Origin of the sequence: Citrobacter sp. CK185 (assembly GCF_030333565.1) — a bacterium.
Classification (GTDB): domain Bacteria; phylum Pseudomonadota; class Gammaproteobacteria; order Enterobacterales; family Enterobacteriaceae; genus Citrobacter_B; species Citrobacter_B koseri.
In genome coordinates this window covers 747,148-772,212 of record NZ_JAOWFR010000026.1, presented here as the reverse complement: position 1 = coordinate 772,212, position 25,065 = coordinate 747,148, and the positions used below count along the sequence as shown (strand labels likewise).

21 protein-coding genes, 1 pseudogene and 1 riboswitch are annotated in these 25,065 nt (G+C 53.1%); of the genes and pseudogenes, 13 read left to right on the top strand and 9 right to left on the bottom strand.

Going from position 1 to position 25,065, the window contains the following annotated elements:
• Nucleotides 1–145: 145 nt before the first annotated feature.
• From yehD to OGV79_RS18380, 4 genes and pseudogenes are all read left to right on the top strand, one after another.
• Complete coding sequence (yehD, locus tag OGV79_RS18395; protein WP_112001920.1) at nt 146–679, top strand: fimbrial protein YehD; 534 nt, start codon at nt 146–148, stop codon at nt 677–679.
• A gap of 64 nt (nt 680–743) precedes the next feature.
• Complete coding sequence (locus OGV79_RS18390; protein WP_110494039.1) at nt 744–1,424, top strand: fimbrial assembly chaperone; 681 nt, start codon at nt 744–746, stop codon at nt 1,422–1,424.
• A 14-nt stretch (nt 1,425–1,438) separates the two neighbouring features.
• Nucleotides 1,439–3,925: pseudogene (locus OGV79_RS18385) on the top strand (fimbrial biogenesis outer membrane usher protein).
• 12 nt (nt 3,926–3,937) lie between these two features.
• Complete coding sequence (locus OGV79_RS18380) at nt 3,938–4,918, top strand: fimbrial protein (RefSeq protein WP_200075632.1); 981 nt, start codon at nt 3,938–3,940, stop codon at nt 4,916–4,918.
• Nucleotides 4,919–4,991: 73 nt separating this feature from the next.
• Here OGV79_RS18380 and rcnB read toward each other — a convergent pair whose 3' ends face one another.
• Complete coding sequence (gene rcnB, locus OGV79_RS18375; protein ID WP_024130186.1) at nt 4,992–5,312, bottom strand: Ni(II)/Co(II) efflux transporter accessory subunit RcnB; 321 nt, start codon at nt 5,310–5,312, stop codon at nt 4,992–4,994.
• 281 nt (nt 5,313–5,593) lie between these two features.
• Nucleotides 5,594–5,691: riboswitch (TPP riboswitch) on the top strand.
• Nucleotides 5,692–5,722: 31 nt separating this feature from the next.
• On the opposite strand from rcnB, the gene thiM reads away from it, so the two are divergent.
• The 3 genes from thiM to OGV79_RS18360 are packed head-to-tail and all read left to right on the top strand — an operon-like array spanning nt 5,723 to nt 8,099.
• On the top strand, nt 5,723–6,511 hold the full coding sequence (gene thiM, locus OGV79_RS18370; RefSeq protein WP_286468784.1) for a hydroxyethylthiazole kinase: 789 nt from the start codon (nt 5,723–5,725) through the stop codon (nt 6,509–6,511).
• A complete protein-coding gene (gene thiD / locus OGV79_RS18365) occupies nt 6,508–7,308 on the top strand; it encodes a bifunctional hydroxymethylpyrimidine kinase/phosphomethylpyrimidine kinase (protein WP_047462552.1) in 801 nt (266 codons plus the stop codon). The genes thiM and thiD overlap by 4 nt, the downstream gene beginning before the upstream one ends.
• Before the next feature lie 44 nt (nt 7,309–7,352).
• Entirely contained in the window at nt 7,353–8,099 is a 747-nt protein-coding gene (locus OGV79_RS18360; RefSeq protein ID WP_012131660.1) for a GntR family transcriptional regulator, read from the top strand.
• On the opposite strand, the gene OGV79_RS18355 is transcribed toward OGV79_RS18360, so the two are convergent.
• The 3 genes from OGV79_RS18355 to OGV79_RS18345 are packed head-to-tail and all read right to left on the bottom strand — an operon-like array spanning nt 8,073 to nt 11,313.
• Nucleotides 8,073–9,038, bottom strand: a complete 966-nt coding sequence (locus OGV79_RS18355) for a PfkB family carbohydrate kinase (RefSeq protein ID WP_115614695.1) — start codon at nt 9,036–9,038, stop codon at nt 8,073–8,075. The two genes, OGV79_RS18360 and OGV79_RS18355, sit on opposite strands and share 27 nt — an antisense overlap.
• Nucleotides 9,035–10,039: an ADP-ribosylglycohydrolase family protein gene (locus OGV79_RS18350; protein WP_047462557.1), complete on the bottom strand. Its 1,005-nt coding sequence runs from the start codon at nt 10,037–10,039 to the stop codon at nt 9,035–9,037. The genes OGV79_RS18355 and OGV79_RS18350 overlap by 4 nt, the downstream gene beginning before the upstream one ends.
• The gene (locus OGV79_RS18345; RefSeq protein ID WP_047462559.1) at nt 10,036–11,313 is read right to left on the bottom strand and encodes a nucleoside permease; all 1,278 of its coding nucleotides are present in this window, start codon (nt 11,311–11,313) and stop codon (nt 10,036–10,038) included. The genes OGV79_RS18350 and OGV79_RS18345 overlap by 4 nt, the downstream gene beginning before the upstream one ends.
• Before the next feature lie 252 nt (nt 11,314–11,565).
• On the opposite strand from OGV79_RS18345, the gene fbaB reads away from it, so the two are divergent.
• Entirely contained in the window at nt 11,566–12,618 is a 1,053-nt protein-coding gene (gene fbaB / locus OGV79_RS18340; protein ID WP_012131665.1) for a class I fructose-bisphosphate aldolase, read from the top strand.
• A 61-nt stretch (nt 12,619–12,679) separates the two neighbouring features.
• Here the strand turns inward: fbaB and OGV79_RS18335 are convergent, their stop codons facing one another.
• Together OGV79_RS18335 and OGV79_RS18330 are read right to left on the bottom strand one after the other, a co-directional pair.
• Entirely contained in the window at nt 12,680–14,287 is a 1,608-nt protein-coding gene (locus OGV79_RS18335; RefSeq protein ID WP_286468783.1) for an FGGY family pentulose kinase, read from the bottom strand.
• Between the two features lie 11 nt (nt 14,288–14,298).
• Entirely contained in the window at nt 14,299–15,048 is a 750-nt protein-coding gene (locus tag OGV79_RS18330) for an SDR family oxidoreductase (RefSeq protein ID WP_286468782.1), read from the bottom strand.
• Between the two features lie 164 nt (nt 15,049–15,212).
• Here OGV79_RS18330 and OGV79_RS18325 point away from each other — a divergent pair, with 164 nt between their 5' ends.
• Nucleotides 15,213–16,244 carry a LacI family DNA-binding transcriptional regulator gene (locus OGV79_RS18325; protein WP_286468781.1) on the top strand — a complete coding sequence of 344 codons (1,032 nt, stop codon included), beginning with the start codon at nt 15,213–15,215 and terminating at the stop codon, nt 16,242–16,244.
• Here the strand turns inward: OGV79_RS18325 and OGV79_RS18320 are convergent.
• Nucleotides 16,241–17,182, bottom strand: a complete 942-nt coding sequence (locus OGV79_RS18320) for a sugar-binding transcriptional regulator (RefSeq protein WP_012131669.1) — start codon at nt 17,180–17,182, stop codon at nt 16,241–16,243. The two genes, OGV79_RS18325 and OGV79_RS18320, sit on opposite strands and share 4 nt — an antisense overlap.
• A gap of 210 nt (nt 17,183–17,392) precedes the next feature.
• Here OGV79_RS18320 and dalD point away from each other — a divergent pair, with 210 nt between their 5' ends.
• From dalD to OGV79_RS18300, 4 genes are all read left to right on the top strand, one after another.
• On the top strand, nt 17,393–18,760 hold the full coding sequence (dalD, locus tag OGV79_RS18315; protein ID WP_114848205.1) for a D-arabinitol 4-dehydrogenase: 1,368 nt from the start codon (nt 17,393–17,395) through the stop codon (nt 18,758–18,760).
• Nucleotides 18,761–18,769: 9 nt separating this feature from the next.
• Nucleotides 18,770–20,233, top strand: a complete 1,464-nt coding sequence (xylB, locus tag OGV79_RS18310) for a xylulokinase (protein ID WP_012131671.1) — start codon at nt 18,770–18,772, stop codon at nt 20,231–20,233.
• A 67-nt stretch (nt 20,234–20,300) separates the two neighbouring features.
• Nucleotides 20,301–21,578 carry an RbtT/DalT/CsbX family MFS transporter gene (locus tag OGV79_RS18305; RefSeq protein WP_012131672.1) on the top strand — a complete coding sequence of 426 codons (1,278 nt, stop codon included), beginning with the start codon at nt 20,301–20,303 and terminating at the stop codon, nt 21,576–21,578.
• Nucleotides 21,579–21,626: 48 nt separating this feature from the next.
• The gene (locus OGV79_RS18300; RefSeq protein WP_286468853.1) at nt 21,627–22,289 is read left to right on the top strand and encodes an HAD family hydrolase; all 663 of its coding nucleotides are present in this window, start codon (nt 21,627–21,629) and stop codon (nt 22,287–22,289) included.
• Nucleotides 22,290–22,367: 78 nt separating this feature from the next.
• Here OGV79_RS18300 and yegS read toward each other — a convergent pair whose 3' ends face one another.
• Both yegS and trhP read right to left on the bottom strand, forming a co-directional pair.
• Nucleotides 22,368–23,267 (bottom strand): lipid kinase YegS, encoded by a 900-nt coding sequence (gene yegS / locus OGV79_RS18295; protein WP_286468780.1) that lies wholly within the window; start codon nt 23,265–23,267, stop codon nt 22,368–22,370.
• 268 nt (nt 23,268–23,535) lie between these two features.
• Nucleotides 23,536–24,897: a prephenate-dependent tRNA uridine(34) hydroxylase TrhP gene (gene trhP, locus OGV79_RS18290; RefSeq protein ID WP_012131678.1), complete on the bottom strand. Its 1,362-nt coding sequence runs from the start codon at nt 24,895–24,897 to the stop codon at nt 23,536–23,538.
• Between the last annotated feature and the right edge of the window lie 168 nt (nt 24,898–25,065).

Genomic DNA, 25,065 nt, shown 5'->3' with positions numbered 1-25,065 from the left:
TGTTGTAATTATATTGCATTCTGTAAATTGTTTTAAATCAACAAAACAACACGTTTACATTGCGATAACGTTTTGTGTGTGCGAATTTAGTTTCAAGAGTTAATCCCTCTTAACAAATAGAAATTCATTTATTAAGGAAGATACTATGAAACGTTCAATTATTGCTGCCTCCGTATTGTCTGCTATTTTTATGAGTGCCGGGGTTTTTGCGGCGGATGCAGATTATGGCGAACTGATTATTACGGGTAAAGTTGTTGGCACAACATGTAAATTTGTTGGTGATGCAACTGCAAAGATTGATATGAACCAGGTGGGGGTGGACCGTTTAAATATACTGAATGCTGGCGGCGTTTATGATGGATATTCTAACTCCACTATCACGCCGTTGAAAGTTGAGTGTACGGGTGATAATGCACCTCGTATTACCTTCTCCCGTTCACAGTTTGATAGTTCACATACCTCTGTTACACGGAATACTGCATCAAACAATGGCGCTGGTTTCTCTGTCTATTATGACGGGAATAAGGTTAATGCAGATAATGGTATTTCCCTGGATAAAAGTGATGATGGGAAATATGAGCTTAGCTTCTCAGCGCGTTATGCTAATCTGGCTGGACAAAATAATGTAACTGCGGGTGAGGTGAGCTCCTCTTTGACGCTGACGGTAGTAACTGATTAACACACCCTTTTAGTCGGCGGCGTTTTGTCGCCGCCGATTTCTCTGATAATAAGGTGAGTTAACCATGAGAAAGATAATGGTATTATTATTGGCTGGTGCTGTAATGCCTGCGTGGGCAGGTATTTATATTTACGGCACACGGATTATTTATCCAGCCCAGAAAAAAGAAATTACTGTACAGTTAATGAATGAAGGTACGCGTAGCGCGTTGGTGCAGTCATGGATTGATGATGGCGATACCAGTTTGCCACCTGAAAAAATTCAGGTGCCATTTGTTCTGTCACCGCCAGTCGCCCGAGTGATTGCGGGTTCTGGCCAACAACTGAAGATTAAATTACTTGAGAATAGATTGCCGGGTGATCGTGAAAGTCTGTTCTTTCTCAATGTGTTGGATATCCCGCCAAATTCAGCAGAAACGGAAGGGAAAAATGTAATCAAATTTGCGATGCAAAACCGTGTGAAGTTTATCTACCGTCCACAAGGAATTTCTTCTGTAGATAAAAATAGCTTTTCTCGTCTGCGGATTAGTAAATCATACAACGGCATAAACATCAAAAATAATTCAGCAAACTGGATTACCATCCCTGAAATTGTTGGAAAAACCAAAATTAATAAAGAAACTTATGTGCTTGCACCCTGGTCAGATAAATTAGTAAGCACTTCTGTTGGCGTTAATCATTATACTGTCACACTTATTGATGATCATGGTAATTATTTGAGTGAGAAAGTAAAAACGGATAGATAGCCCAAGGATTGGTTATGTTAAAGATAAACTCCATTACGTTAGCGATCCTTTCTGTGCTGGTGATATCCCCGGTATGGGGAGAAACCGAAACATTTGACACACACTTTATGTTTGGCGGATTAAAAGGTGAAAAGGTTTCCCGTTATCAGATCGACGGAGATAAACCGATGCCGGGTCTTTATGATATGGATGTTTATCTTAACAATCAGTGGCGTGGCCGTTACGAATTAAATATCTAGGATGATCCTGATGATACTTGCTTGTCTATAGCTCAGTTGCATCAGATTGGTATTAAGTCCGATGGTCTTCAAGTGGATAAGAAAGTTGATTGTGTATCGCTACGAGCCGCAGTTCAGGGGGGGGATATTAGCTATGATATCAGTCAGTTTGCTCTAAATTTGACGGTGCCTCATGCCTACGTGAATGAATACGAGCCGGGTTATATGTTACCTGAAACTTGGGATCGGGGCATTAATGCTCTATACATGTCTTATTATGCCAGTCAGTATTACAGTAATTATAAAAGTGGTGGTAATGATGAAAGCAGCTACGTAAGTCTGAACAGTGGGCTAAATCTGTTTGGCTGGCAGTTACATTCGAATGCAAACTTCACGAAAAGTAATGATGACAGCGGAGAATGGAAAAATAATACATTGTATATGGAACGTGGCATCCCTGAAATATTAGGAACGCTACGTGCCGGGGATATGTATACCGGAACCGATCTGTTTGACTCTGTACGTTTCACCGGGATACGTATCTGGCGCGATATGCAAATGCTGCCCAATTCGAAACAAAACTTTACACCCATTGTTCGTGGTATTGCACAAAGTCATGCTTTAGTAACCATTGAACAGAATGGCTTTATTGTCTATCAAAAAGAGGTTCCGCCTGGCCCATTTGCGATTGCCGATCTACAGCTTGCTGGAGGTGGTGCCGATTTGGATGTCAGTGTAAAAGAAGCTGATGGTTCAGTTTCCCATTATCTTGTGCCTTATTCATCTGTACCTAATATGCTACAGTCTGGTGTATCAAAATACGATATTGCGGCAGGGCGTAGCCATATAGAAGGCGCGACAAAGCAGACGGATTTTTTGCAAGCCAATTATCAGTATGGATTAAATAATCTACTGACATTATATGGTGGCACTATGCTGTCTGACCATTACCAGGCTTTTACATTAGGCACAGGGTGGAATACACACATTGGTGCTGTTTCTGTGGATGCCACTCAGTCTCATAGTAAACAGGATAATGGTGATGTTTTTAATGGTCAAAGTTATCAGATAGCGTGGAATAAATATGTTTCACAAACAGGTACGCAGTTTGCGTTAGCAGCCTATCGTTATTCTTCACGTGATTACCGTTCATTTAATGATCATGTCTGGGCGAATAATAAAAACAGCTATCATCGGGATAACAATGATGTGTATGACATCACTGATTATTACCAAAATGATTTTGGTCGTAAGAATAGTTTTTCTGTCAATATAAACCAGGGGTTACCAGAGGGATGGGGGAACCTGGCACTGAGCGGATTATGGCGTGATTATTGGGGACGCAATGGCAGCGGAAAGGATTATCAGTTGAGTTATTCTAATGACTGGCGGCGTATTAGTTATACCTTGTCTGCGAGTCAGAGTTATGATGAGGATAATCGGGAGGATAAGCGTCTTAATATTTATATTTCCATCCCATTCTCCTGGGGCGATGGCGTCACGGCAACGAAACGCGATATCTTTGTTTCAAACTCAACGACGTTTGATAACGAAGGCTATCAGTCGAATAATACCAGCCTAAGCGGCATTGCGGGTGGTCGAGATCAATTTAGCTATGGCGCGAATCTTGCGCATCAGCGGCAAAATAATGAAACAAGCGCAGGTGGAAACCTGACGTGGCGAGCGCCGGTTGCGACGGTAGGCGCCAGCTATAGCCAGTCTAATAAATACCGGCAGGCTGGTGGGAATATCCAGGGGGGAATTGTCGCCTGGTCTGATGGCATACATTTAACCAACCGCCTCTCAGATACACTTGCCATTATTAAAGCGCCTGGGTTAGAAGGGGCAGTAGTGCAAGGTCACCGTTATCTGACCACGGACAAGAATGGGTATGCCATATATGACAGTCTGACGCCATATCGTGAAAACTTTTTAACGTTGGATCTTTCCCATACCTACAGTGATGTCGAACTACGCGGTAATCGTAAGGGGATTGTGCCTTATCGTGGTGCGGTTGTGTTAGCTGAGTTTGAAACCGACAGGCGCAAGCCCTGGTATTTTCTGGCGCGACGTCCAGATGGTTCTCCATTAACCTTCGGTTATGAAGTAGAAGATCATTCCGGGAAAAATGTTGGCTTAGTTGGGCAAGGAAGTCGCCTCTTTATCCGTACAGATAATGTTCCTGCCTCTTTGAAAGTCGCGACAAACAAACAGCAAGGATTGTTTTGCATTATTACTTTTGATGGCGTAATTGATGAGAACAAGACCTATATTTGCCGATGAAAAGGACTTGCTATGAATAAGTATTGGTTAATATTATTACTGTTATTCCCTGTCTTATCACAGGCTAAATGTTCACTAGGGAATAACACAACCGCACAACAATCTATTGAAATAGATATGACATCAGGTGCTGCGGTGATTCCCGTCAAAACTAATTTGCATGATGAATTTTCCTGTGATTTTGCAAGTGACAAGATGTACTATGCGACGCCTTTACAAAATTATGTTGTTGAGTTTAAAGGAACAGGGTCACAGAAATCCATTTTTATGCAATTAAAGCTGACTGGAAATGGGTTTCCCGTTACGATTGGTAACCAGGTGACTACAACAGATAATGTGATCAATACGAAGTCGTTTACGCTTGAAGCGAACTATATAAAGTCTGGAACTGCGGATTTAACCGTTTCAGGTAATAGCATTAACTTAAACCGTCCTGCTATCAGCATTCTTACTGATAATACCTGTAATAATAATCTTTTCTCATGGATTTTTTGTTGGCTAACGGGAAAGCTAAACAGTAATGTTTCTTATTCACAAAACATTATTTTTACAGTAAAACATAAACCTACGACCTGCCATTTTTCACAGAATCAATATGTTATTGCGATGCCAGAAACAACATTAAATGAGATAATAGCCGGAAATAATACGAAAACAGGAACCACGAATCTGATTTTAAACTGTGATAGCGTATATAATGTTACGACTAATCCAGTGAGTTTCAACATTTCTCATGGTGACTGGAATGAAAACGGCACGATACTTAAAAATACGCTGGCGGAGGGTGCAAAAGGTGTGGGGTTTCAGATATACAGTGGCTCAGGTACTACGCCTTTAATGCAGGGTGATATACTAAGAACAATGGTAAAAATGACCAGTATTGAGGATAAGTATACTATCCCGATCACCGCAAAATATGTCAGAGTCAGCAACGAACCATTACGACCTGGAAATTTGCAAAGCAAAGTAATATTTGCTGTTTCATATGATTAAGTCATTTCTCTGAAAACGCGTCCTTTTCTGAATGAAAGGACGTGTTTTGTCTGTTGTTGTTACAGTAAAGCATTTACCGATGATAAAAAATCTCGCCGTCGTAGGCTTTGATAATTTTGCCGTCGGTGTCGTTAATCAGTACATAAGCGCCGCCCATATAGGTCCAGTGGGTTCCTGCGTCGGGCGCTGGCAGATTGCGTTGCTTCCATTGCTTAATATTGTACTCGTCGGTGCGGTACAGCTCAGGAACGGTATCGCCAGGTTTGAAATGGGTAAAGTCGGCAACAAAGCTGCTCAATTCGTACTGATCAATCCCCGTTGCGGCGGGTGCGGCCCAGACTGCGCTGGTTGCCAGCAGCAGTGCGCCCATTAAAAATTTATTCTTCATACCCATAAACTCTCCACGTATTCGGGTCATAAAAATCAGTCGTGTATCATTCTCACTGTGTAGCAAGTCTGACAAGAACTATTTTGTTATCACGCCAATAATTTCGTAAAAAGTGTAAACGAAAGCGCGCGCAAGCAACACATGCCGTAGGCAGTTCACATCACGAATGACGGTTTTGGGAACTATCTGACCTGAGCTGGAGCCAGCGATATCGGCATTTCGCTGATTTACATCCCCTTACGCACCCAGTATCCTGTTGGCGAAACATGCATAATAAATGCTTCGGTTTCAACGACTCGGGGTGCCCCTTTTCACGAAGGGCTGAGACATACCCGTATTACCTGATCTGGATAATGCCAGCGTAGGGAAGTCTGACACTGCTCGTGTCCCTTCTTCACGCGGGCAGGAGCTGAACCATGCAGCCTGACCTGCACAGCCGCACGCTTGCGGCTCATACCTTACAACAATTTCGTATCCTTTCTCCGCTGACCCACTGTATGACGAACGACGTCGTACAGAACTTTACCGCCAATACATTACTGGCATCAGGCGCCTCACCGGCGATGGTGATTGAGCCCGAAGAGGCGCGCCAGTTTGCTGCTATCGCCAGTGCGTTACTGATTAACGTCGGCACGCTGACCCGGTCGCGCGCGGAGGCCATGCGCGCTGCGACAGAGCAGGCCCATATAGCGAAAACCCCCTGGACGCTTGATCCCGTGGCGGTTGGCGCGCTCGATTATCGCCGCCGTTTCTGTCTGGAACTGCTGTCTCTTAATCCCAGGGCAATACGCGGCAATGCCTCGGAGATCCTCGCCCTGGCTGGATTAGCGGCGGGCGGGCGTGGAGTGGATACCACCGATACGGCGGTATCGGCGTTACCGGCCGCTCAGGCGCTGGCGCGTCAGACGGGGGCCGTCGTTGCGGTAACGGGGGAGGTGGATTATGTCACCGACGGGCAGCGTACCGTCAGCGTTACCGGCGGCGATGTGCTGATGACGCGCGTTGTCGGGACGGGATGCGCCTTATCTGCGGTTGTGGCGGCCAGTTGCGCGTTGCCGGGAAATACGCTGGACAATGTGGCGTCAGCCTGTAGCTGGATGAAACAGGCCGGGCAGTCTGCTGCCGAACGCAGTCAGGGGCCCGGGAGCTTTATTCCGGCTTTTCTTGATGCGCTGTATCACCTTAATGCGGAGGAGCAGGTATGAAACGGATTAACGCGTTAACCATTGCAGGCACTGACCCAAGCGGCGGCGCCGGGATTCAGGCCGATTTGAAGACCTTTTCGGCGCTGGGCGCGTATGGTTGCTCCGTCATTACGGCGCTGGTGGCGCAAAATACCCGCGGCGTGCAGTCGGTGTACCGCATTGAGCCCGATTTTGTCGCAGCGCAGCTGGATTCTGTCTTCAGCGATGTGCGTATCGACACCACCAAAATCGGCATGCTGGCGGAAACGGATATTGTTGAAGCTGTTGCAGAGCGTTTGCAGCGTCACCAGGTGCAAAACGTGGTGCTGGATACGGTGATGCTGGCGAAAAGCGGCGATCCGCTGCTTTCTCCGTCGGCGGTGGAGACGTTGCGCAGCCGGTTATTGCCGCAGGTGTCGATTATCACGCCGAATCTGCCGGAGGCCGCGGCATTGCTGGATGCGCCGCACGCCCGCACGGAACAGGAAATGCTGGAACAAGGGCGTGCGCTACTGGCGCTGGGCTGTGGCGCCGTGCTGATGAAAGGTGGTCATCTGGATGATGCGCAAAGCCCGGACTGGCTCTTTACCCGTGAAGGGGAGCAGCGTTTTACCGCCCCACGGGTGATGACCAAAAATACCCACGGCACCGGGTGTACGCTGTCGGCGGCGTTGGCGGCGCTGCGCCCGCGCCATAGCAACTGGGCCGATACGGTACAGGAAGCAAAAACCTGGCTTTCGGCGGCGTTAGCCCAGGCGGATACGCTGGAGGTAGGCGAGGGGATTGGCCCGGTACATCATTTCCACGCGTGGTGGTAATGGTAGTATACTGATCCCAGACTTGTCGGCCTGGAAAAAGATAAATGGAACAAGCGCATACCCGGCTTATCGCGCAACTGAATGAACGAATTGCCGCGGTGGATAACACGCCGCTGTACAGGAAGTTTGCCGAGACGGTCAAAAATGCCGTTCGCAGCGGGATTCTTGAGCATGGCAACATTTTGCCCGGCGAGCGCGATCTCAGCCAGTTGACCGGCGTTTCGCGTATTACGGTGCGCAAGGCAATGCAGGCGCTGGAAGAAGAAGGCGTCGTAACCCGCGCCCGTGGCTACGGAACGCAGATTAACAACATCTTCGAATATTCCCTGAAAGAGGCGCGCGGCTTTTCGCAGCAGGTGGTATTGCGCGGTAAAAAGCCGGATACCCTGTGGGTCAACAAGCGGGTAGTGAAATGCCCGGATGAGGTGGCGCAGCAGCTGGCGATCGCCGCAGGCAGCGATGTGTTCTTGCTCAAACGTATCCGTTATGTGGATGAGGATGCGGTGTCCATTGAGGAGTCCTGGGTGCCTGCGCACCTGATTCATGATGCGGACGCCATCGGGATCTCGCTGTATGACTATTTCCGCAGCCAGCATATCTTCCCGCAACGTACACGTTCTCGCGTCAGCGCGCGCATGCCGGATGCGGAATTTCAGTCACATATTCAGATGGACAGCAAAGTGCCGGTGCTGGTGATCAAGCAGGTGGCGCTTGACCAGCAACAGCGGCCCATTGAATACAGCATCAGCTACTGTCGCAGCGATCTATACGTTTTTGTGTGCGAGGAGTAGCGCCTCGCGCGTTGGCGCGCAATCGCCGCCGCGATGGCCTACCACCCAGGAGGCGACCGCGTTCCCCAGCAGCACCGCGTCTGCAAGCGCCCAGCCGGATGCCAGCCCGGCCAGCATGCCTCCCGCGTGGCTGTCTCCTGCGCCAATGGTATCGACGACCGTTGTGGCAAATGCGGGCACGCAGCCGGATGATTGCTGGCTGAAATACCATGCTCCGTCTTTATCGTGGCGGACAATAACCGGTGAGGCAAACGCCGCAAGCCAGGCGGCGCCAAACGCGTTAGGTTCATGACTAAAGCCAAACCGTTCGGCAGCAATGTCTGCCTCCTGACGGTTCAGCGATACCAGCGGATGGCAGGCCATAATCCGCGTCATTAACGGGTCGGGAATGTCGCCGATTCGCGGCCCGAAGTCGATAAACGGCGTCACGCGCTCTAACCCTTCCAGCCAGCTCACCAGCAGTTCGCCGCATGGCGAGGCGAGTTGATAACCGGAAAAGTAGATCCAACTGTCGGGCGGAATTGTCAACTGCGCCAGCCAGTCGGCATTCCATTGGTTCTCAACGCCGCTGAACGACATAAACGTGCGTTCGCCATCCGGTTCTACCAGCGCCAGACACCAGCCGTTGTCTCCCTCTGCGTTGTCGATCAGGCTGTGTAACCCCTCTTTCGCCATGCGATGACGAATAATGTCTGACCATACGCCCTGACCGAGGGGCAGGGCATTACTGGCCTCAATCCCCAGACGCTTTAAGGCGACGGCGATATTGAGCGCGCAGCCGCCGACGTTGACGCCTTGCTGTTTAAGCTCAATATCGCAGCCACGCCAGGGCAGCGCGTAAGCATCGGCAATCACATCAATGACCGCAGCGCCCACGACCGTCACCGGCTGGCGGCGGGCTAAATCGGGCAGCAACGCCCGCAGGCGCGTTGTGTTCATACCGCCTCCCGCTGCTGGCGATAGCGCGCCAGCGCGGTGGCATAGCGCATGAAGTCCAGTTGGTTTACCGCGTCCAGCTCGTCTTTCAGCGCAGGCTCGATGGCCTCCACGCCGTGCAGCGCGCCACAAATCGCCGTTGCCATCGCCCCAATGGTGTCGGTGTCGCCGCCGAGATTGGCGCACAGAATGGCGCAGCGGTTAGGGTCGGTGTTGGCCAGCTCGACCATTGCGATGGCGCAGGGCACCGATTCAATGGTGCTGGTGCCCGCGCCAACCACCTGGTAAAGCTGCTCGCTGGCGGATTCAATGCCGTTCGCGTCACGGACGATCTTCAGTGCGATCTCCAGGCGAGCCGAGAGCGAGGCGCTAAAGGTCGTGATGCGTTTTTGCTGCGCATAGTGGGCGATAGCCGGTAGCGAATCGACAATATCAGACCAGCAATCACCTTCAATCGCGCGTGAGATAGCCCATGCCACAACGACCGCACCAGCAACAGCCAGGTCTGACTTATGCGTCGGGCTGGAGGCCAGGGCTACATCATCAATAAACGCATCCAGATCGCGTGGCGGAAGCAAGCACCCCAGTGGGGAAACGCGCATGGCCGCCCCGTTGGTCACGCCGTTGTTTTCCAGTTCAGCAACGGGCTTGCCGTCACGAATGGCGTTCAGCGCAATTTTCGACGTTGGGCCAAGAACGTTCTTATTAAAGGCGTCAAAGCGCAGCGCCCAGTCCAGAATGTTACGGCCAATCAGGTCCGGGTCGATCTGCCCGTCGCGCTCCAGCAGCGCATCCGCCAGACACAGCGCCATCGACGTATCGTCAGTAAATTCAGCGCGGTTAAAATAGCAGGCCGCGTTATTTTCCGCAGGGCCGGGCAGAAAGCGATCAATCCAGCCAAAATGCGCTTTTACGCGCGTTCTGGGCCATAGCTCCGACGGCATTCCCATCGCATCCCCTAACGCCTGCCCATAAAGGGCACCGAGAATACGTTCAGCTTTCATTTAACTTCCCCTTGTGTCAGCGCAATATCGCGATCGTCCACTTTAATCGCAGTGATCTCTTTGTCGGATTCGCGAAAGAAAATCATAAACAACACGGCAATCACGGCGATCATCACCGCCCCGAATGTCCACATGCCCGCCCAGTTGAAGGTGAGGCCGTTTACCGGCTCTTTATAGGCAAACATTTTTTCCATCATCACGCCGCCGAGACGGTAGCCCAGCAGGCTGCCAAACCCCTGACAGCAGAGGGTGATCAACCCCTGAGCGGCAGTACGCATATGCACAGGCGCTTTTTTATCGACATAGATATAGGCCGTAACATAGTAGAAGTCGTAACTGACGCCGTGCAGCAAAATGCCAAGAAACAGCAGGGCATAGGTGAAATATTCTTCCGCGCCGCCGTAAACAAAAAAGCCGTAGCGGATTGCCGCAGTGATAAGACCAAGCAGTAAGACCTTTTTAATGCCAAAGCGCTTCGTGAAGAAGGGTAACGCCAGCATAAAGAAGATTTCGGAGAACTGGCCCAGCGTCATCCAGCCGGTGGCGTTTTTCATGCCGACTTCCGTCAGATAGCCATTCGCGAAGATGTAGTAGAACGCCAGCGGCATCGCAAACAGGAACGAGCAGAAGAAAAAGACCAGGAAGTTTTTATCGCGCAGCAGGATCAGCGCATCCAGCCCCAGCATAACTTTAATGTCCAGCTTGCCGGTGCTTTTTGGCGGCGTATCCGGCAGGAAGAACGCAAAAGCGCCCAGCAGGACGGAACTGCCTGCGGTGATCAACAGCGGAATATTGGTTGGCGAGATATCGTTATAGCCCAGCATTTGCGGTAAGAAGCCGCACGCCAGCCCGGATGCGATCCAGCCAATGGTGCCCATCACGCGAATGCGTGGGAAATCGCGCTCGACGTCCGGCACGTTGGCGAAGGCGATGCTGTTCGTCAGCGCAATAGTGGGCATATAGGTTAAGGAGTAGGCCAGCAGCAGCGGGAAGAACCCGGCGAATGTCGTTTGCTGCGCGGCGAAATACATCAGGACTGCGCCTGCGAACATCAGCACCGCCAGCACTTTTTGTGCGGAGAAAAAGCGGTCAGTCAGTGAGCCGACGAGAATCGGCGAGAGAATGGCGGCAATCGCGGTACATGCGTAAGACCAGCCGATTTCTCCGGCGCTAAAACCGCTTTTGTTCAGCCAAAGCCAGAGGGGGACGAACCAGGCGCCCCAGATAAACCACTCCACGAACATCATGAACGACAGTTTCACTGTAGTTTTCATCGTTAAATCCTTCATGACAGGTAAGGTACATGATGACAGTACCACTTAATAATACCTTTTAAATACCTTTGGGGCGTAAATTTGACTGCTGTAACACTTTTTCGTACCTGAAACGTGCCAGCAGATAGCGCTGAAAAATGCGCTATAGATGGAAAAAATGGCCGGTCGATACCAGGCTTATTGCTGCCCGCAAAACGCGGGTCAGGACAATCCACATTCCGGTACTCAATCGGAACTTACGGGAGCATAGCTATGACTGATATTGCGCAGTTGCTTGGCAAAGACGCCGACAGCCTTTTACAGCATCGTTGTATGACCATTCCTTCTGACCAACTTTATTTACCCGGACATGACTACGTAGACCGCGTGATGGTTGATAACAATCGTCCGCCTGCCGTACTGCGTAACATGCAGACGTTGTATAATACCGGACGTCTGGCCGGAACGGGCTACCTCTCCATTCTGCCCGTCGATCAGGGCGTTGAACATTCTGCCGGGGCGTCGTTTGCCGCAAACCCGCTTTATTTTGATCCAAAGAATATCGTCGAACTGGCTATTGAAGCAGGCTGTAACTGCGTGGCCTCGACGTATGGAGTACTGGCATCGGTTTCACGCCGTTATGCGCACCGCATTCCGTTCCTCGTCAAACTGAACCACAACGAGACGTTGAGCTATCCAACGGAGTACGATCAAACGCTCTATGCCAGCGTTGAGCAAGCGTTCAATCTGGGCGCCGTGGCCGTTGGCGCGACCATTTACTTCGGTTCTGAGCAGTCGCGTCGTCAGATTGAAGAGATTTCCGCCGCTTTTGAACGTGCGCATGAGCTGGGGATGGTGACCGTCCTGTGGGCATACTTGCGTAACTCTGCATTTAAAAAAGACGGCGTGGATTACCACGTTTCCGCCGACCTGACCGGGCAGGCTAACCACCTGGCGGCGACGATTGGCGCAGATATCGTCAAACAAAAAATGGCGGAAAATAACGGTGGCTATAAGGCGGTGAATTTCGGCTACACCGACGATCGTGTTTACAGCAAGCTGACCAGCGATAACCCTATCGATCTGGTGCGTTACCAGTTAGCCAACTGCTATATGGGGCGCGCGGGGCTGATTAACTCCGGCGGCGCGGCGGGCGGCGAGACCGATCTCAGCGACGCTGTGCGTACTGCGGTTATCAACAAACGCGCGGGCGGCATGGGCCTGATTCTGGGGCGTAAAGCCTTCAAGAAAACAATGGCGGATGGCGTGAAACTGATTAATGCCGTGCAGGACGTCTACCTGGACAATAAAGTGACGATTGCCTGATGTCACGTATCCCTCCCCAGGTTTCCGGGGAGGGATATTGGTTATCAGGACGGCGCAAAAATCACTCTCTGAGCATTTTCGCCATGTGTTGCAACTGCTTATAGGCCTCGTAACGACGATGATGCAATGGCTGATACGCTGTCTGTGGGTAATAACAGGTATCCACATGCGTAAACTGCGTCATGGCCTCGGCAACCGAGGGGGAAATATTTCCGGCGACGGCGCCAAGGATTGCGGAACCTAATAAAACGGGCTCGCTGCACTGGGTGGTTAATACCGGAAGTCCGCAGGTATCGGCTAATAGTTGCCGCACCAGAGGATGCTGACCCGCGCCGCCGCTAATCACGATATTTTTATTCCGTACGCCGCAGGCATTCTGCGCATCAATAATTTGCCGTAAACCGTAACCGATACCGCACAGTCCCGCCACATACAACGCCAGTAAATTGTCCAGGTCGCGTTCCATACCCAATCCGCAAATAACGGCGCGTGCGTGCGGGTCGGCAAACGGCGCGCGGTTGCCTAAAAACTCCGGTACAACATGAATACCCGCCGCCAGCGTGATGGCGTCCGATGCCTGCGGCGCTTTTTCTGACACCCGATCGGCAAGATAAACCGGCAGCGGTAATCCTGCCTCCTGCGCCAGTTTCCGCGTGTCTTCGGCGGCGGGATGAAACGCCAATAGCTGATCGATAGCCGCGCCCGCGGCGCTTTGCCCTCCCTCAACAAGCCAGAGCCTTGGCACCATCGCGCTGTAATACGGCCCCCAGACGCCGGGAACGAAAACGGGATCGTTCGTTGAGGTCATGGTGCAGGATGAAGTGCCAAACACATATGCCATATTATTGAGGGCGCCGCCTTCAACGCCGACAGTCCCGATGCCGCCCGCATGGGCGTCAATCAGACCCACGGCGACCGGCGTGCCCGCAGGCAGGCCCATCTCCTGCGCCGCCTGCGCGGTTAAGCCGTCGCCACAAGGCGTACCCGGAGGCACGATGCGCTGTCCGATGCGGGCAAACTCGTCATCAGCCAGTTCTGCCAGCCCGATCGTGCGGAAATAGTCCGGGTCCCAGCGGTTTTCATGAGCAAGCCAGGTCCATTTGCAGGTGACTGTACAGATGGAGCGGGCAAGGTCGCCGGTGGCGCGCCAGGTCAGGAAGTCTGCAAGGTCGAAAAATTGCCATGCGTTTTCGTACACCTCGCGGCGATTTTCCTTCAGCCATAAAATCTTAGGCGTTTCCATTTCCGGTGAGATTTTCCCGCCGACATAGTTCAGCACCGGATGTTGGCTGGCGTTAATGCGTTCAGCCTGTTCAGTCGCGCGATGGTCCATCCAGACGATGATGTTTTGCGCCGCATCGCCTTCGGCGCTCACGGGGAGCGGCGCGCCGTTTTTATCCAGAACCACCAGCGAGCAGGTGGCGTCGAAACCGATCCCCGCCACGCTTTCCGGCGCCGCGCCAGACTGCCTGAGCGCTTCCCGGATGCAGTGACAAACGGCCTGCCAGATCTCCTGGCTGGACTGCTCCACGCGGCTGCCGCTCCGGTGAGTGGTCGTGATTTTTTGCGTGACATGAGAGAGCAACGTGCCGCTCAGGTCGAAGATGCCTGCGCGGACGCTGCCTGAACCAACATCCACGCCGATAACGGTTTTCTGTAAGCTGTTCATGGCGCTTTTCCTCACAGATCAACGCTGTTGGGGAGGATAACCAGATCGCGAACAGTGACGTTTTTCGGACGAGTGACCATAAACAGCACCGATTCTGCGACTTCGATCGGCTGCATCAGGCTGCCATTTGCCAGCGCTTCTTCCATTTTCGCCTGCGGCCAGTCGTCCAGCAGCGCGGTCACTACCGGCCCCGGCAGCACCGCTCCGACGCGTACGCCATGTTCGGACACCTGACGGCGGGTCGTATGGACAAAGGCCTGAACGGCAAATTTGGAGGCCGTGTAAATAGGTTCCCAGATGACCGGTACAACGCCAGCGATAGAACTGGTGAAAATGATATCGCCGGATTTTTGCGCAATCATATGCGGCAATACGGCGCGGACGCAGCGAAATGCGGCGTTGATGTTGAGGTTCAGTACGCGATCCCAGACGTCAGGATCGCCCTCGGCGACCGGCCCGCCAATGTAAGCGCCTGCGTTAGCATGGAAAATATCCAGCCCACCGGCCAACTCGATAATGCCTGCCAGCAGGTTGTCGACCTGCCCGGTATTGAACAAGTCGATTTGCAGCGCAAACGCGTTATCGCCCAGTTCCGCGACGATTTTCTTCAGCTTCTCGCCTTCGCGGTCGATCAGGACCACTTTTGCTCCTGCGGCAAGCAGGGTTTTCGCACACTCAAGGCCGATACCGGAGGCTGCGCCGGTAATGGCTGCAACCTTGCCGTTGAGGGAAGTATTCATGGAGGGGACAGAGTGATTCATTTTATAATCCTTTATGCATAGGTGATTTTTAAGGTGTATTTGCTTCTGCGCGAAGAACGGGGGCGTTCTGACTGGCGTGTGAAGCACATTGCTCAATCGATGAAGCTGATCTAGCACTTGTTTATTTCCTCAGCAAGAGACATTCAAAATGAAGAGGCGATTTTGTGACGCGCGTTGAGAAAACGAAGAAAACAACCATCTACGACCTGGCTGAGTTAACCGGGGTTTCCGCCAGCGCGGTGAGCGCAATTTTGAATGGCAACTGGAAGAAGCGACGCATTAGCGCAAAGCTGGCGGAGAAGGTGACCCGGATCGCTGAAGAGCAGGGATATGCGGTGAACCGACAGGCCAGCCTGCTTCGCAGTAAGAAATCGAATGTCATCGGGATGATTGTCCCGAAATACGACAACCGCTACTTTGGCTCCATTGCTGAAAAGTTTGAAGAGATGGCGCGTGACAGGGGGCTGCTGCCCATCATTACCTGTACGCGGCGTCAACCGGAGCTGGAGGTTGAAGCGGCGAGGGCGATGCTCTCCTGGCAGGTGGACTGGGTTATCGCCACCGGGGCGACGCACCCGGATAAGATCGCGCAGATGTGTCATCAGGCGGGTGTGCCCACGCTGAACCTCGATCTGCCCGGAACGTTGGCGCCGTCGATTATTTCGGATAACTATGCGGGGGCTAAAGCGCTGACGGAAAGCATTCTCGCCAGCAGCCAAAAGCGGTATGGCGTTTTGGCTCCGCTGACGTTTGTGGGGGGGCGAATCACCGATAACAACACCGCCGAACGCTTGCGCGGCTTCCTCGACGCGCATAAAGCGTGTGGATTGACGGTGCCGGAAACGCAGCAACTGGTTACGGGGTATTCTTCCGCAAGGGTGGAAGGGTTACTGAAATCGGTCTACCCGTCGCCTGATATTCCACTGCCGGGGCTGTTTGTTAATTCGACAATTTCGCTCGAAGGGGTGGTGCGCTGGCTGGCGCAGAACGGGCAGACGGGAAGCCATCAGCCGCCAATGGGTTGTTTTGACTGGGACCCGTTTGTCTCTCTGCTGGGGCATGATATCGATATGGTGCGCCAGGATGTGCCAGCCATGCTGGACAAAGTGTTTGAGATTGTGGATTCCGGCGACACCACAATACGTCGTATTGAGATCCCGCCGGAATTGATCGCCAGCCAGAACATGGCGCGTTAGCGCGTCAGCAACCAGCGCGCGGTATGTTCATCGGTGACCAGACCGTTGATCCAGCCGCCTTTCAGTGCGGCGAGGATAGCAGGGCGCTTATCTTCACCGCAGGCCGCCGCAATACGCGGACACTGGCTCTGGCGTATATCGTAGCTGGTGATGTAGCGGTTGATGAGGCTATCCACTACGTTGCCGTCTGCGTCAATAAAGCGGCCAAGTATTTCTCCTACGCCGCCGCGCGCGGTCAATTCGTCCAGTTGCGCCTCATTGATAAAACCGTCTTTGAAGATAGGGCTCTGTTTCCCCAGCGCGCCGATGCCGACAAAAATGACCTCCGACGCTTCGGCGACGGCAGAGACGTTGCGAAACAGACGGCTGGTGCACCACATCTCGTATTCATCACAGGATTGCGCATAGCGTGGCGCGGGCCACTGGTAATATTTGCCCTGAATTTTACGCGCCAGCAACAGTGGGACGTCGTCGTAATAGTTACATTGTCCGTGTTCGTTCATGGCGCTGATCAACGCCACGCAGCGCGTATTGCGACTGTCGAAATCAATGCGTTTGATGGTTTTTTTCAGCGTCAACCCGGAACCAATGCCGACTACCGTCGGTTTGTCGCCCTGTAAGTAGCGGGCCATCAGTTGATAACAGCCGAAGGTTACGCTGTCGAGGGTGCTTTCGCTGCTGTAGGCGGGAACAATATTGCAGTTAATTAACTGATACTTTTCCTGCAAAAGCTGCGCGTAATCGAGGCAGTTCGCGACAGGATGGTGCAGACCAATCGAAACAATGCCTTCCTCTTTCGCCGCAGCGATAAGGCGTTGTACCACCGGTCTTGACGTCCCAAGCTGGCTGGCTATCTCACTTTGGTTTAAACCCGCAATGTAATACATCCATGCGGCCCGGACTTTCTGATCCAGCCTGATGTCATCTTCTTTGCTCACGTTTCCCTACCTTAAGAGTGGCGTTGGGGGCGTTAATTTCCCTCAACCGATAAGGTCATTCTGGCGGGTGCTCAGGATTGAGGCAAGCTCTTTGCTCTTTTGTGGTCATTTGTAATTTTATAGAGCAATTGCTCTTTTGTGATCTACGGCTCTTATTTAATACAAATGATCGACTAGAGTGCAGACATAACCTCACTGGAGAGCAGAACAATGAACGATCAATACACATGGCTTCATATTGGCTTAGGTTCTTTTCACCGCGCCCATCAGGCGTGGTATCTGCATCGTCTGATCGCTTCCGGCGATACGCGCTGGCACATTGCCGCCGGCAATATTCGCAATGACGCCGAGCACGTTGTGCAGGCGCTGGCGGCGCAAAACGGTCGTTATGTGCTGGAAACGGTCAGCCCGGAGGGCGAACGTGAGTACGAAGAGATCACGTCGATTCAGAAACTGCTGCCGTGGCAGGCGGATTTGCAGCCGCTGATTGCCGAAGGCGCCAGAGCGCAGACCAAAGTGATTGCTTTTACCGTGACGGAAGGGGGCTACTACCTGAACACCAGCCACAAGCTGGAAGTGAATAACCCCGATCTGGCGAGCGATCTCAACGGCGGCTGTAAAACGATTTACGGCGTCATTACCCGCATTCTGGAAGCGCGTATGGCCAATAACGCAGGGCCGCTGACGCTGCTCAACTGCGACAACGTGCGTCACAACGGTGAACGGTTCCACGATGGTCTGGTTGAGTTTTTACAACTGACCGGCAAACAGGCGGTGATTGACTGGCTTAGCGCCAATGCGACCTGCCCGAATACGATGGTGGACCGCATCACGCCGCGTCCGGCAGCCGATCTTCCGGCGCGTATCAAAGCGCAGACGGGCATTGATGATAAAGCGCCGGTAATGGGCGAAACCTTTATCCAGTGGGTGGTTGAAGATCGTTTCCGCGATGTGCGTCCTGCGCTGGAAAATGTCGGTGTGGAGCTGGTGACGTCTGTTATCCCGTATGAAGAGGCGAAAATCCGCATCCTCAACTCATCACATAGCTGCATTGCGTGGGCGGGTACGTTAATCGGCCAGCAGTATATTCATGAAAGCACCCTGACGGACTTTATCTACCAGATTGCCGACCGCTACGTGACGGAAGACGTGATCCCTTGCCTGGGAGATAACGGCATCGATCTCCCGACCTATCGTGATGTGGTGCTTAAGCGTTTTACCAACCCGCATATTCAGGATACCAACCAGCGCGTTGCCGCCGACGGATTCTCGAAAATCCCGGCGATGATTGCGCCGACGCTGCGCGAGTGCTATCAGCGCGGTGCACGGCCGAACGCTACCGCTATGCTGCCCGCACTGTTTTACGTCTTTATGGAGCAGTGGCACAAGGGCACGCTGCCTTATGAGTACCAGGACGGCATTCTGGATGCGCCAGCGGTACATGCCATGTTTGAATCCGCCGATCCGATCGCGGCGTATGCCAGTGATAAAGCGCTGTTTGGCGACCTGACGGAATGTGATGATTTCGCCGCGCTGCTGCGCGAGAAAATCGCCGCTGTTCACACGCTGATTAACTGAGAGGTGGCTATGTATCTGGGTATCGATCTCGGCACATCTGAAGTGAAGGCGCTGGTCATTGATGAAAACAATGACATTGTCGCCACCCATAGCGCGCCGCTGACGATTCAGCGGCCCCATCAACACTGGTCAGAGCAATCACCGGAAGCCTGGTGGGACGCGACGGAGTATCTGATGTCCACCCTGCGGGAGAAATGTGGTCATCACTGGCAGGCGATTAAGGCGATCGGTCTTTCCGGTCAGATGCATGGCGCGGTACTGCTTGATGCCGCCGGGAATACGATCCGCCCGGCGATTTTGTGGAATGACACCCGTAGCGCCCAGGAGTGTGCGGAGCTGGAAGAAATTGCCCCAGAGCTGCATCAGGTTGCCGGTAATCTGGCGATGCCGGGGTTTACCGCGCCGAAATTGCTGTGGGTGCGTCGCCATGAACCGCAGAATTTTGCCCGCATCGAAACGGTGCTGCTGCCGAAGGATTATCTGCGTTTCAAAATGACGGGTAAAAAAGTCTCCGACATGTCCGATTCAGCAGGGACGCTGTGGCTTGACGTCGAGAAGCGCGACTGGTCGGATGCGCTGCTGGAGAAATGCGGGCTGACGCGGGCCAATATGCCGGAGCTGGTGGAAGGCTGCGATATTTCTGCCACGCTCGATCCCGTCGTCGCGCAACGCTGGGGGTTAACCCCTTCGGTGGTGGTCGCCGGGGGCGGTGGAGACAACGCGGTCAGCGCTATTGGCGTTGGCGCGGTATCGCCCGGCGATGCGTTTATTTCACTGGGGACGTCCGGCGTGCTGTTTGTGGTGACGGACGCGTACCGTCCCGCGCCGCAATCCGCAGTACATGCTTTTTGCCACGTCCTGCCGAATTTGTGGCACCAGATGAGCGTAATGCTCAGCGCCGCCAGCTGTCTGCAATGGTTCTGCCGCCTGGTAGGGACAACGGAAACGGAACTGCTGGAAGAAATCGCGCAGTTAAGCGATGCGGAAAAAGCCAGCGCGCCGATGTTCCTGCCGTACCTTTCCGGCGAACGCACGCCGCATAACGATCCTGACGCCCGGGGCATGTTCTGGGGGCTGACGCACTCCAGCCAGCGCGCGCTGATGGGTTATGCGGTGCTGGAAGGCGTCAGTTTCGGCATCGCTGACGGGCTCCGTGTTTTGCAGGAGAGCGGTACAAATATCGAACAATGTTCGCTGGTGGGCGGCGGCGCCCGAAGTCCGTTCTGGGCGCAACTGCTGGCAGATATTCTGGATATGCCCGTGGTGACGCACAAAGGCGGAGAAACCGGCGGCGCGCTGGGCGCGGCGCGACTGGCGTGCCTTGCGGCAGGTAAACCGTTGGCGTCCGTTTGCGAAAAACCGGAAGTCTACAAAACCTGGTATGGCGATCCGGTTCGTCACACGGCGCTGATGCAGCGTTATCAGCAGTTTAACGCACTGTACCGAAACGACCTGAACTATCGAAATCAATAATTTCTATAACAAAAGCCCTCCGGTGAATGTACCGGAGTGGCTCCCTGCACCCTAAAACGAGGTCAATATGTCGTTAACTAACAAACAATGGCTGGGATTACCCTTAAGTCTGGTCTGGGGGTATATCGCCATCGCCGTATTCATGACTGGTGATGGTTTCGAGCTGGCATTTTTGTCGCACTACATCAAAGCGCTGGGCTTTACCCCGGCGGAAGCCTCCTTCGCCTTTACGCTATATGGCCTGGCGGCGGCGCTGTCGGCCTGGGTATCCGGCGTAGTGGCGGAGATCATCACGCCGCAAAAAACCATGATGATCGGCTTTGTGCTGTGGTGCGTATTCCACGTATTGTTCCTCGTTTTTGGACTGGGTCAGTCCAACTACGCCTTAATTCTGTTGTTTTACGGTATTCGCGGTCTGGCGTATCCGCTGTTCCTTTATGCGTTTATCGTCGCCATTGTGCATAACGTCCGTAGCGACAGCACCAGCGCCGCGCTGGGCTGGTTCTGGGCGGTCTACTCTATTGGGATTGGCGTTTTCGGCAGTTATATCCCGAGTTTTACCATTCCGCATATTGGCGAAATGGGCACCCTGTGGCTGGCGCTGGCGTTCTGTCTGACCGGCGGTGTTATCGCGCTGGTTTCGCTGCGTAAAATTGAAACGCCGCGCCATATGCAAAACCTCACCACCCGTGAAAAGTTCAGCGAACTGGGGCGTGCGGTCACGCTGCTTTACACCAACCGTAGCATTATGTTGTCCAGCATCGTGCGTATTATCAATACGTTATCGCTGTTCGGTTTTGCGGTGGTCATGCCGATGATGTTTGTGGATGAACTGGGCTTCACCACCTCTGAATGGCTACAGGTATGGGCGGCGTTCTTCTTCACAACCATCTTCTCCAACGTCTTTTGGGGCGTACTGGCAGAGAAAATGGGCTGGATGAAGGTTGTACGCTGGTTTGGCTGTATCGGGATGGCGCTCTCCAGCCTCGCGTTTTATTACATTCCGCAGCACTTTGGCCATAACTTCGCGATGGCGCTGGTTCCGGCAATCGCGCTGGGGATCTTCGTTGCCGCGTTTGTGCCGATGGCCGCCGTCTTTCCTGCGCTTGAGCCAAAACACAAAGGGGCCGCGATTTCGGTCTACAACCTGTCGGCTGGGCTTTCCAACTTCCTCGCCCCGGCGATCGCCGTGGTGTTGTTACCGCACTTCAGCACCATTGGCGTCGTGATTGCGTATACGTTGCTCTATATTGTGGCGTTTATTCTGTGTCCGTTTATTCGTGTTGAACAACCCGGATTCACGCGTCAGGAGGCATGTGAAGGCGAAACGGTCGGTATTTCTTAATGATGTCGGGCCCGGCTGCGCTGCCGGGTCTTTTTAAGGCGGCAAATGATGAAGAGTAAAGCGGTAATTTTCGACATGGATGGCGTCATCATTGACTCCGAAGGGCTGTGGCGTCAGGCGCAAAAAGACGCGCTGGCAGGCTGGGGAGTGACGGTTAATGACGAGGAGTGTGAAACGTTAACCAAAGGGAAGCGACTGGATGAGATTGCCCGCGTCTGGTGCGAATACTGCCCGTTGCAGACAGACCCCGGGGTGCTGGAGTCGGCCATTCGCAAACGCATTACCGGACTTATTGCAACGGAAGGCGAAGCGATGGACGGCGTCTACGCGGTATTGCATCATTTTCGCCACAGGGGGTATCGGATTGCGCTGGCTACGTCATCATCCCATCAGGTTATTGAGGCTGTTCTCTCTAAACTTAATCTCCGGGGGCATTTTGACGTCATTTGCAGCGCCGACGATGAACGCTACGGCAAACCGCACCCGGCGGTGTATCTCTCCGCGCTGAAAAAGCTGGGCCTGCCCGCCGCAGAGTGTCTGGTGATTGAAGACAGCCTGAGCGGTTTTCGCGCCGCGCAGGCCGCCGGAATTGATACCATTGTGGTGTCTGGCGGCTGCCAGCATCCCTGCTTTAGCGAGGCCATCGGGCGCTACACGTCAATGCCGCAACTCCTGGAAATGCTGGCCCCGCCGGTTCGGGCCGCAGGGTAAATGACCCGTTTGTGAGCGCAGAGGTTCCGGGATGTCGCCGGTCTGATTATCCCTCTCTGCGCTTACTTTCTTTTTTCATTAGCGCAGTAACGGGCAGTCTGGCGGCAAACGGCAATGCAGCGCGTTGGGAAGTATTTCAATATGAAATTCCTGACCACTGAGCGGCTCGCCATCAAGGTTAAAAGTGATCTCATGCGGAGCCTGAATATCAAACCAGGCGGATGCGCCATCGACAATGTTGGGGTTCTCTTCCGGCTGCGTCAATGTGGAAAACAGCGCCGGAAGCAGCTCCTCACCGGTGAAGATCCGCAGTTGCAGCAGCCCGTCATTAATGAGTGCGCCAGGGCAGAGCTGTTGTCCGCCACCGGCCTGACGACCATTACCAATGCCAATCACCAGCGCATCGCCCTGCCAGTGAAAATTCTCGCCGCGAATCTCACAGCGATCGGGCTTGAGGGTGTCCATGCGCATCAGCCCATGAATAAAGTAAGAGACGCCGCCCAGCGCGGCCTTGAGTTTTTCCGGCGTTTCGGTGGTGATGCGCGTCCCGAATCCCCCTGTTGCCATATTGATAAAGCAGGTTTTATCGTTGACCTGAGCGATATCGATCGCAACCGCGTTACCGGCAATCGCCAGTTTTAAGGCTTTATCCAGCGCTTCCGGGATGCCGGCGCTGGTGGCGAAGTCATTGGCCGTGCCCAGAGGCAAAATGCCAAGCGCGGGAACGTTGCCGCCCTGACACTGAATCAGCGCGGCGGAAACCTCATTGATGGTGCCGTCGCCGCCGCCCGCAATAACTGTCTCAACGCCAAGCTGTAGGGCTTCATTAACATAACGCTGGGCATCGCCTTTTTCCCAGGTAACCCGGACGTGAATCTCCACGCCCTCATCGCGAAGTAGCCCTATCGCGTCGCGCAGGGGCTGATTATCAGCGCCTTTGCCATTTAAAATCAGTAAGCTGGCGGGAAACGTAGCCATCCTTTGTTTGCCTCTGTCGTTAACCTGTTGAAAGTGTATAGCAGAAAAGGCGCGGAAAGGTCAGAACAGGCTGAAAATGGAAGGTTTGTGCAGCACAAAAAAATAAGCCTGCGTAAGGGAGATTACGCAGGCTAAGGAGGTGGTTCCTGGTACAGCTAGCATTTATGGGTTATGTTTTTCAGCGCCTCGGATAATACCCGTAATGAACGAGGCGGTATGTGATCGATTTCTAAGAATCTTCCCATAATGAAAAAATAACGTGGATTAACTACTTGGCGTGTGGGTTCCGCGTGGATTCGCCGGAAAAATTACGCATTAACAATGCATAATTCAGATCCATATCCTGCGGCACCGGCATCCAGACGGTGTAGCCATCGCCAGGCGCCACCGGCATTGCTTCACCTTTGGCGTTTTCCATATGTTCCAGAGTGAAGTTGACGTTCCCCTGCGGCGTCATCAGCTCCAGGCTGTCGCCGATAGAGAATTTGTTCTTCACGGCAACGGCGGCAAGGGCGCCTTTACGCTCGCCGGTGAACTCACCCACGAACTGCTGACGTTCAGAAACAGAGTAACCGTACTCGTAATTCTGGTAGTCATCATGCGTGTGGCGGCGCAGAAAGCCTTCGGTGTAACCGCGATGCGCCAGGCCTTCCAGCGTTTCCAGCAGTTGCGGATCAAACGGCTTGCCCGCAGCGGCATCGTCGATCGCTTTGCGATAAACCTGAGCGGTACGCGCACAGTAGTAGAAGGATTTGGTACGGCCTTCGATTTTCAGTGAGTGCACGCCCATTTTGGTCAGGCGTTCAACGTGAGCAATGGCGCGCAGATCTTTCGAGTTCATGATGTAGGTGCCGTGTTCATCTTCGAACGCGGTCATGTATTCGCCCGGACGCTGAGCTTCTTCGATCATAAACACTTTGTCGGTCGGTGCGCCAATACCCAGCGTCGGCTCGACGTTCTGTACCGGAATCGGTTCGTATTTATGGACGATGTTGCCCACGACGTCTTCTTTCCCTTCCTGCACGTTATATTCCCAACGGCAGGCGTTGGTGCAGGTTCCCTGGTTCGGATCGCGCTTGTTGATGTAGCCAGAGAGCAGGCAACGACCGGAGTAGGCCATGCACAGCGCGCCGTGTACGAAGATTTCGATCTCCATTTCCGGCACCTGTTGACGAATCTCTTCAATCTCTTCCAGCGACAGTTCGCGGGAAAGAATAACGCGGGTCAGCCCCATCTGGTTCCAGAACTTCACCGTTGCCCAGTTTACGGCGTTGGCCTGCACCGAAAGGTGAATCGGCATCTCCGGGAAGTTTTCACGTACCAGCATGATAAGCCCGGGATCGGACATGATCAGCGCATCCGGCCCCATTTCCACAACCGGTTTAAGATCGCGAATAAAGGTTTTCAGTTTCGCGTTATGCGGCGCAATGTTCACGACCACATAGAATTTTTTGCCAAGCGCGTGGGCTTCGTTAATGCCGAGCTGCAAATTCTCGTGGTTAAATTCGTTGTTGCGCACACGCAGGGAGTAACGCGGCTGGCCCGCATACACGGCATCTGCGCCATAAGCGAAAGCGTAACGCATATTTTTCAGCGTTCCCGCCGGGGAAAGGAGTTCCGGTTTAAACATAATTTTCTCGTTCTGATGACAGGTCAGATCCGCTTCACTGAATGAGGCGGTTAGGGGAGTGCCCCTACGTTAAGGGCGGGCATTGTAGCGCTGTGGGGGAGGCAGGTAAAGAAAAACGCCGGATGGCGGCGTAGCGCCTTCTCTGGCCGACAACGCTCTTATTTGTCG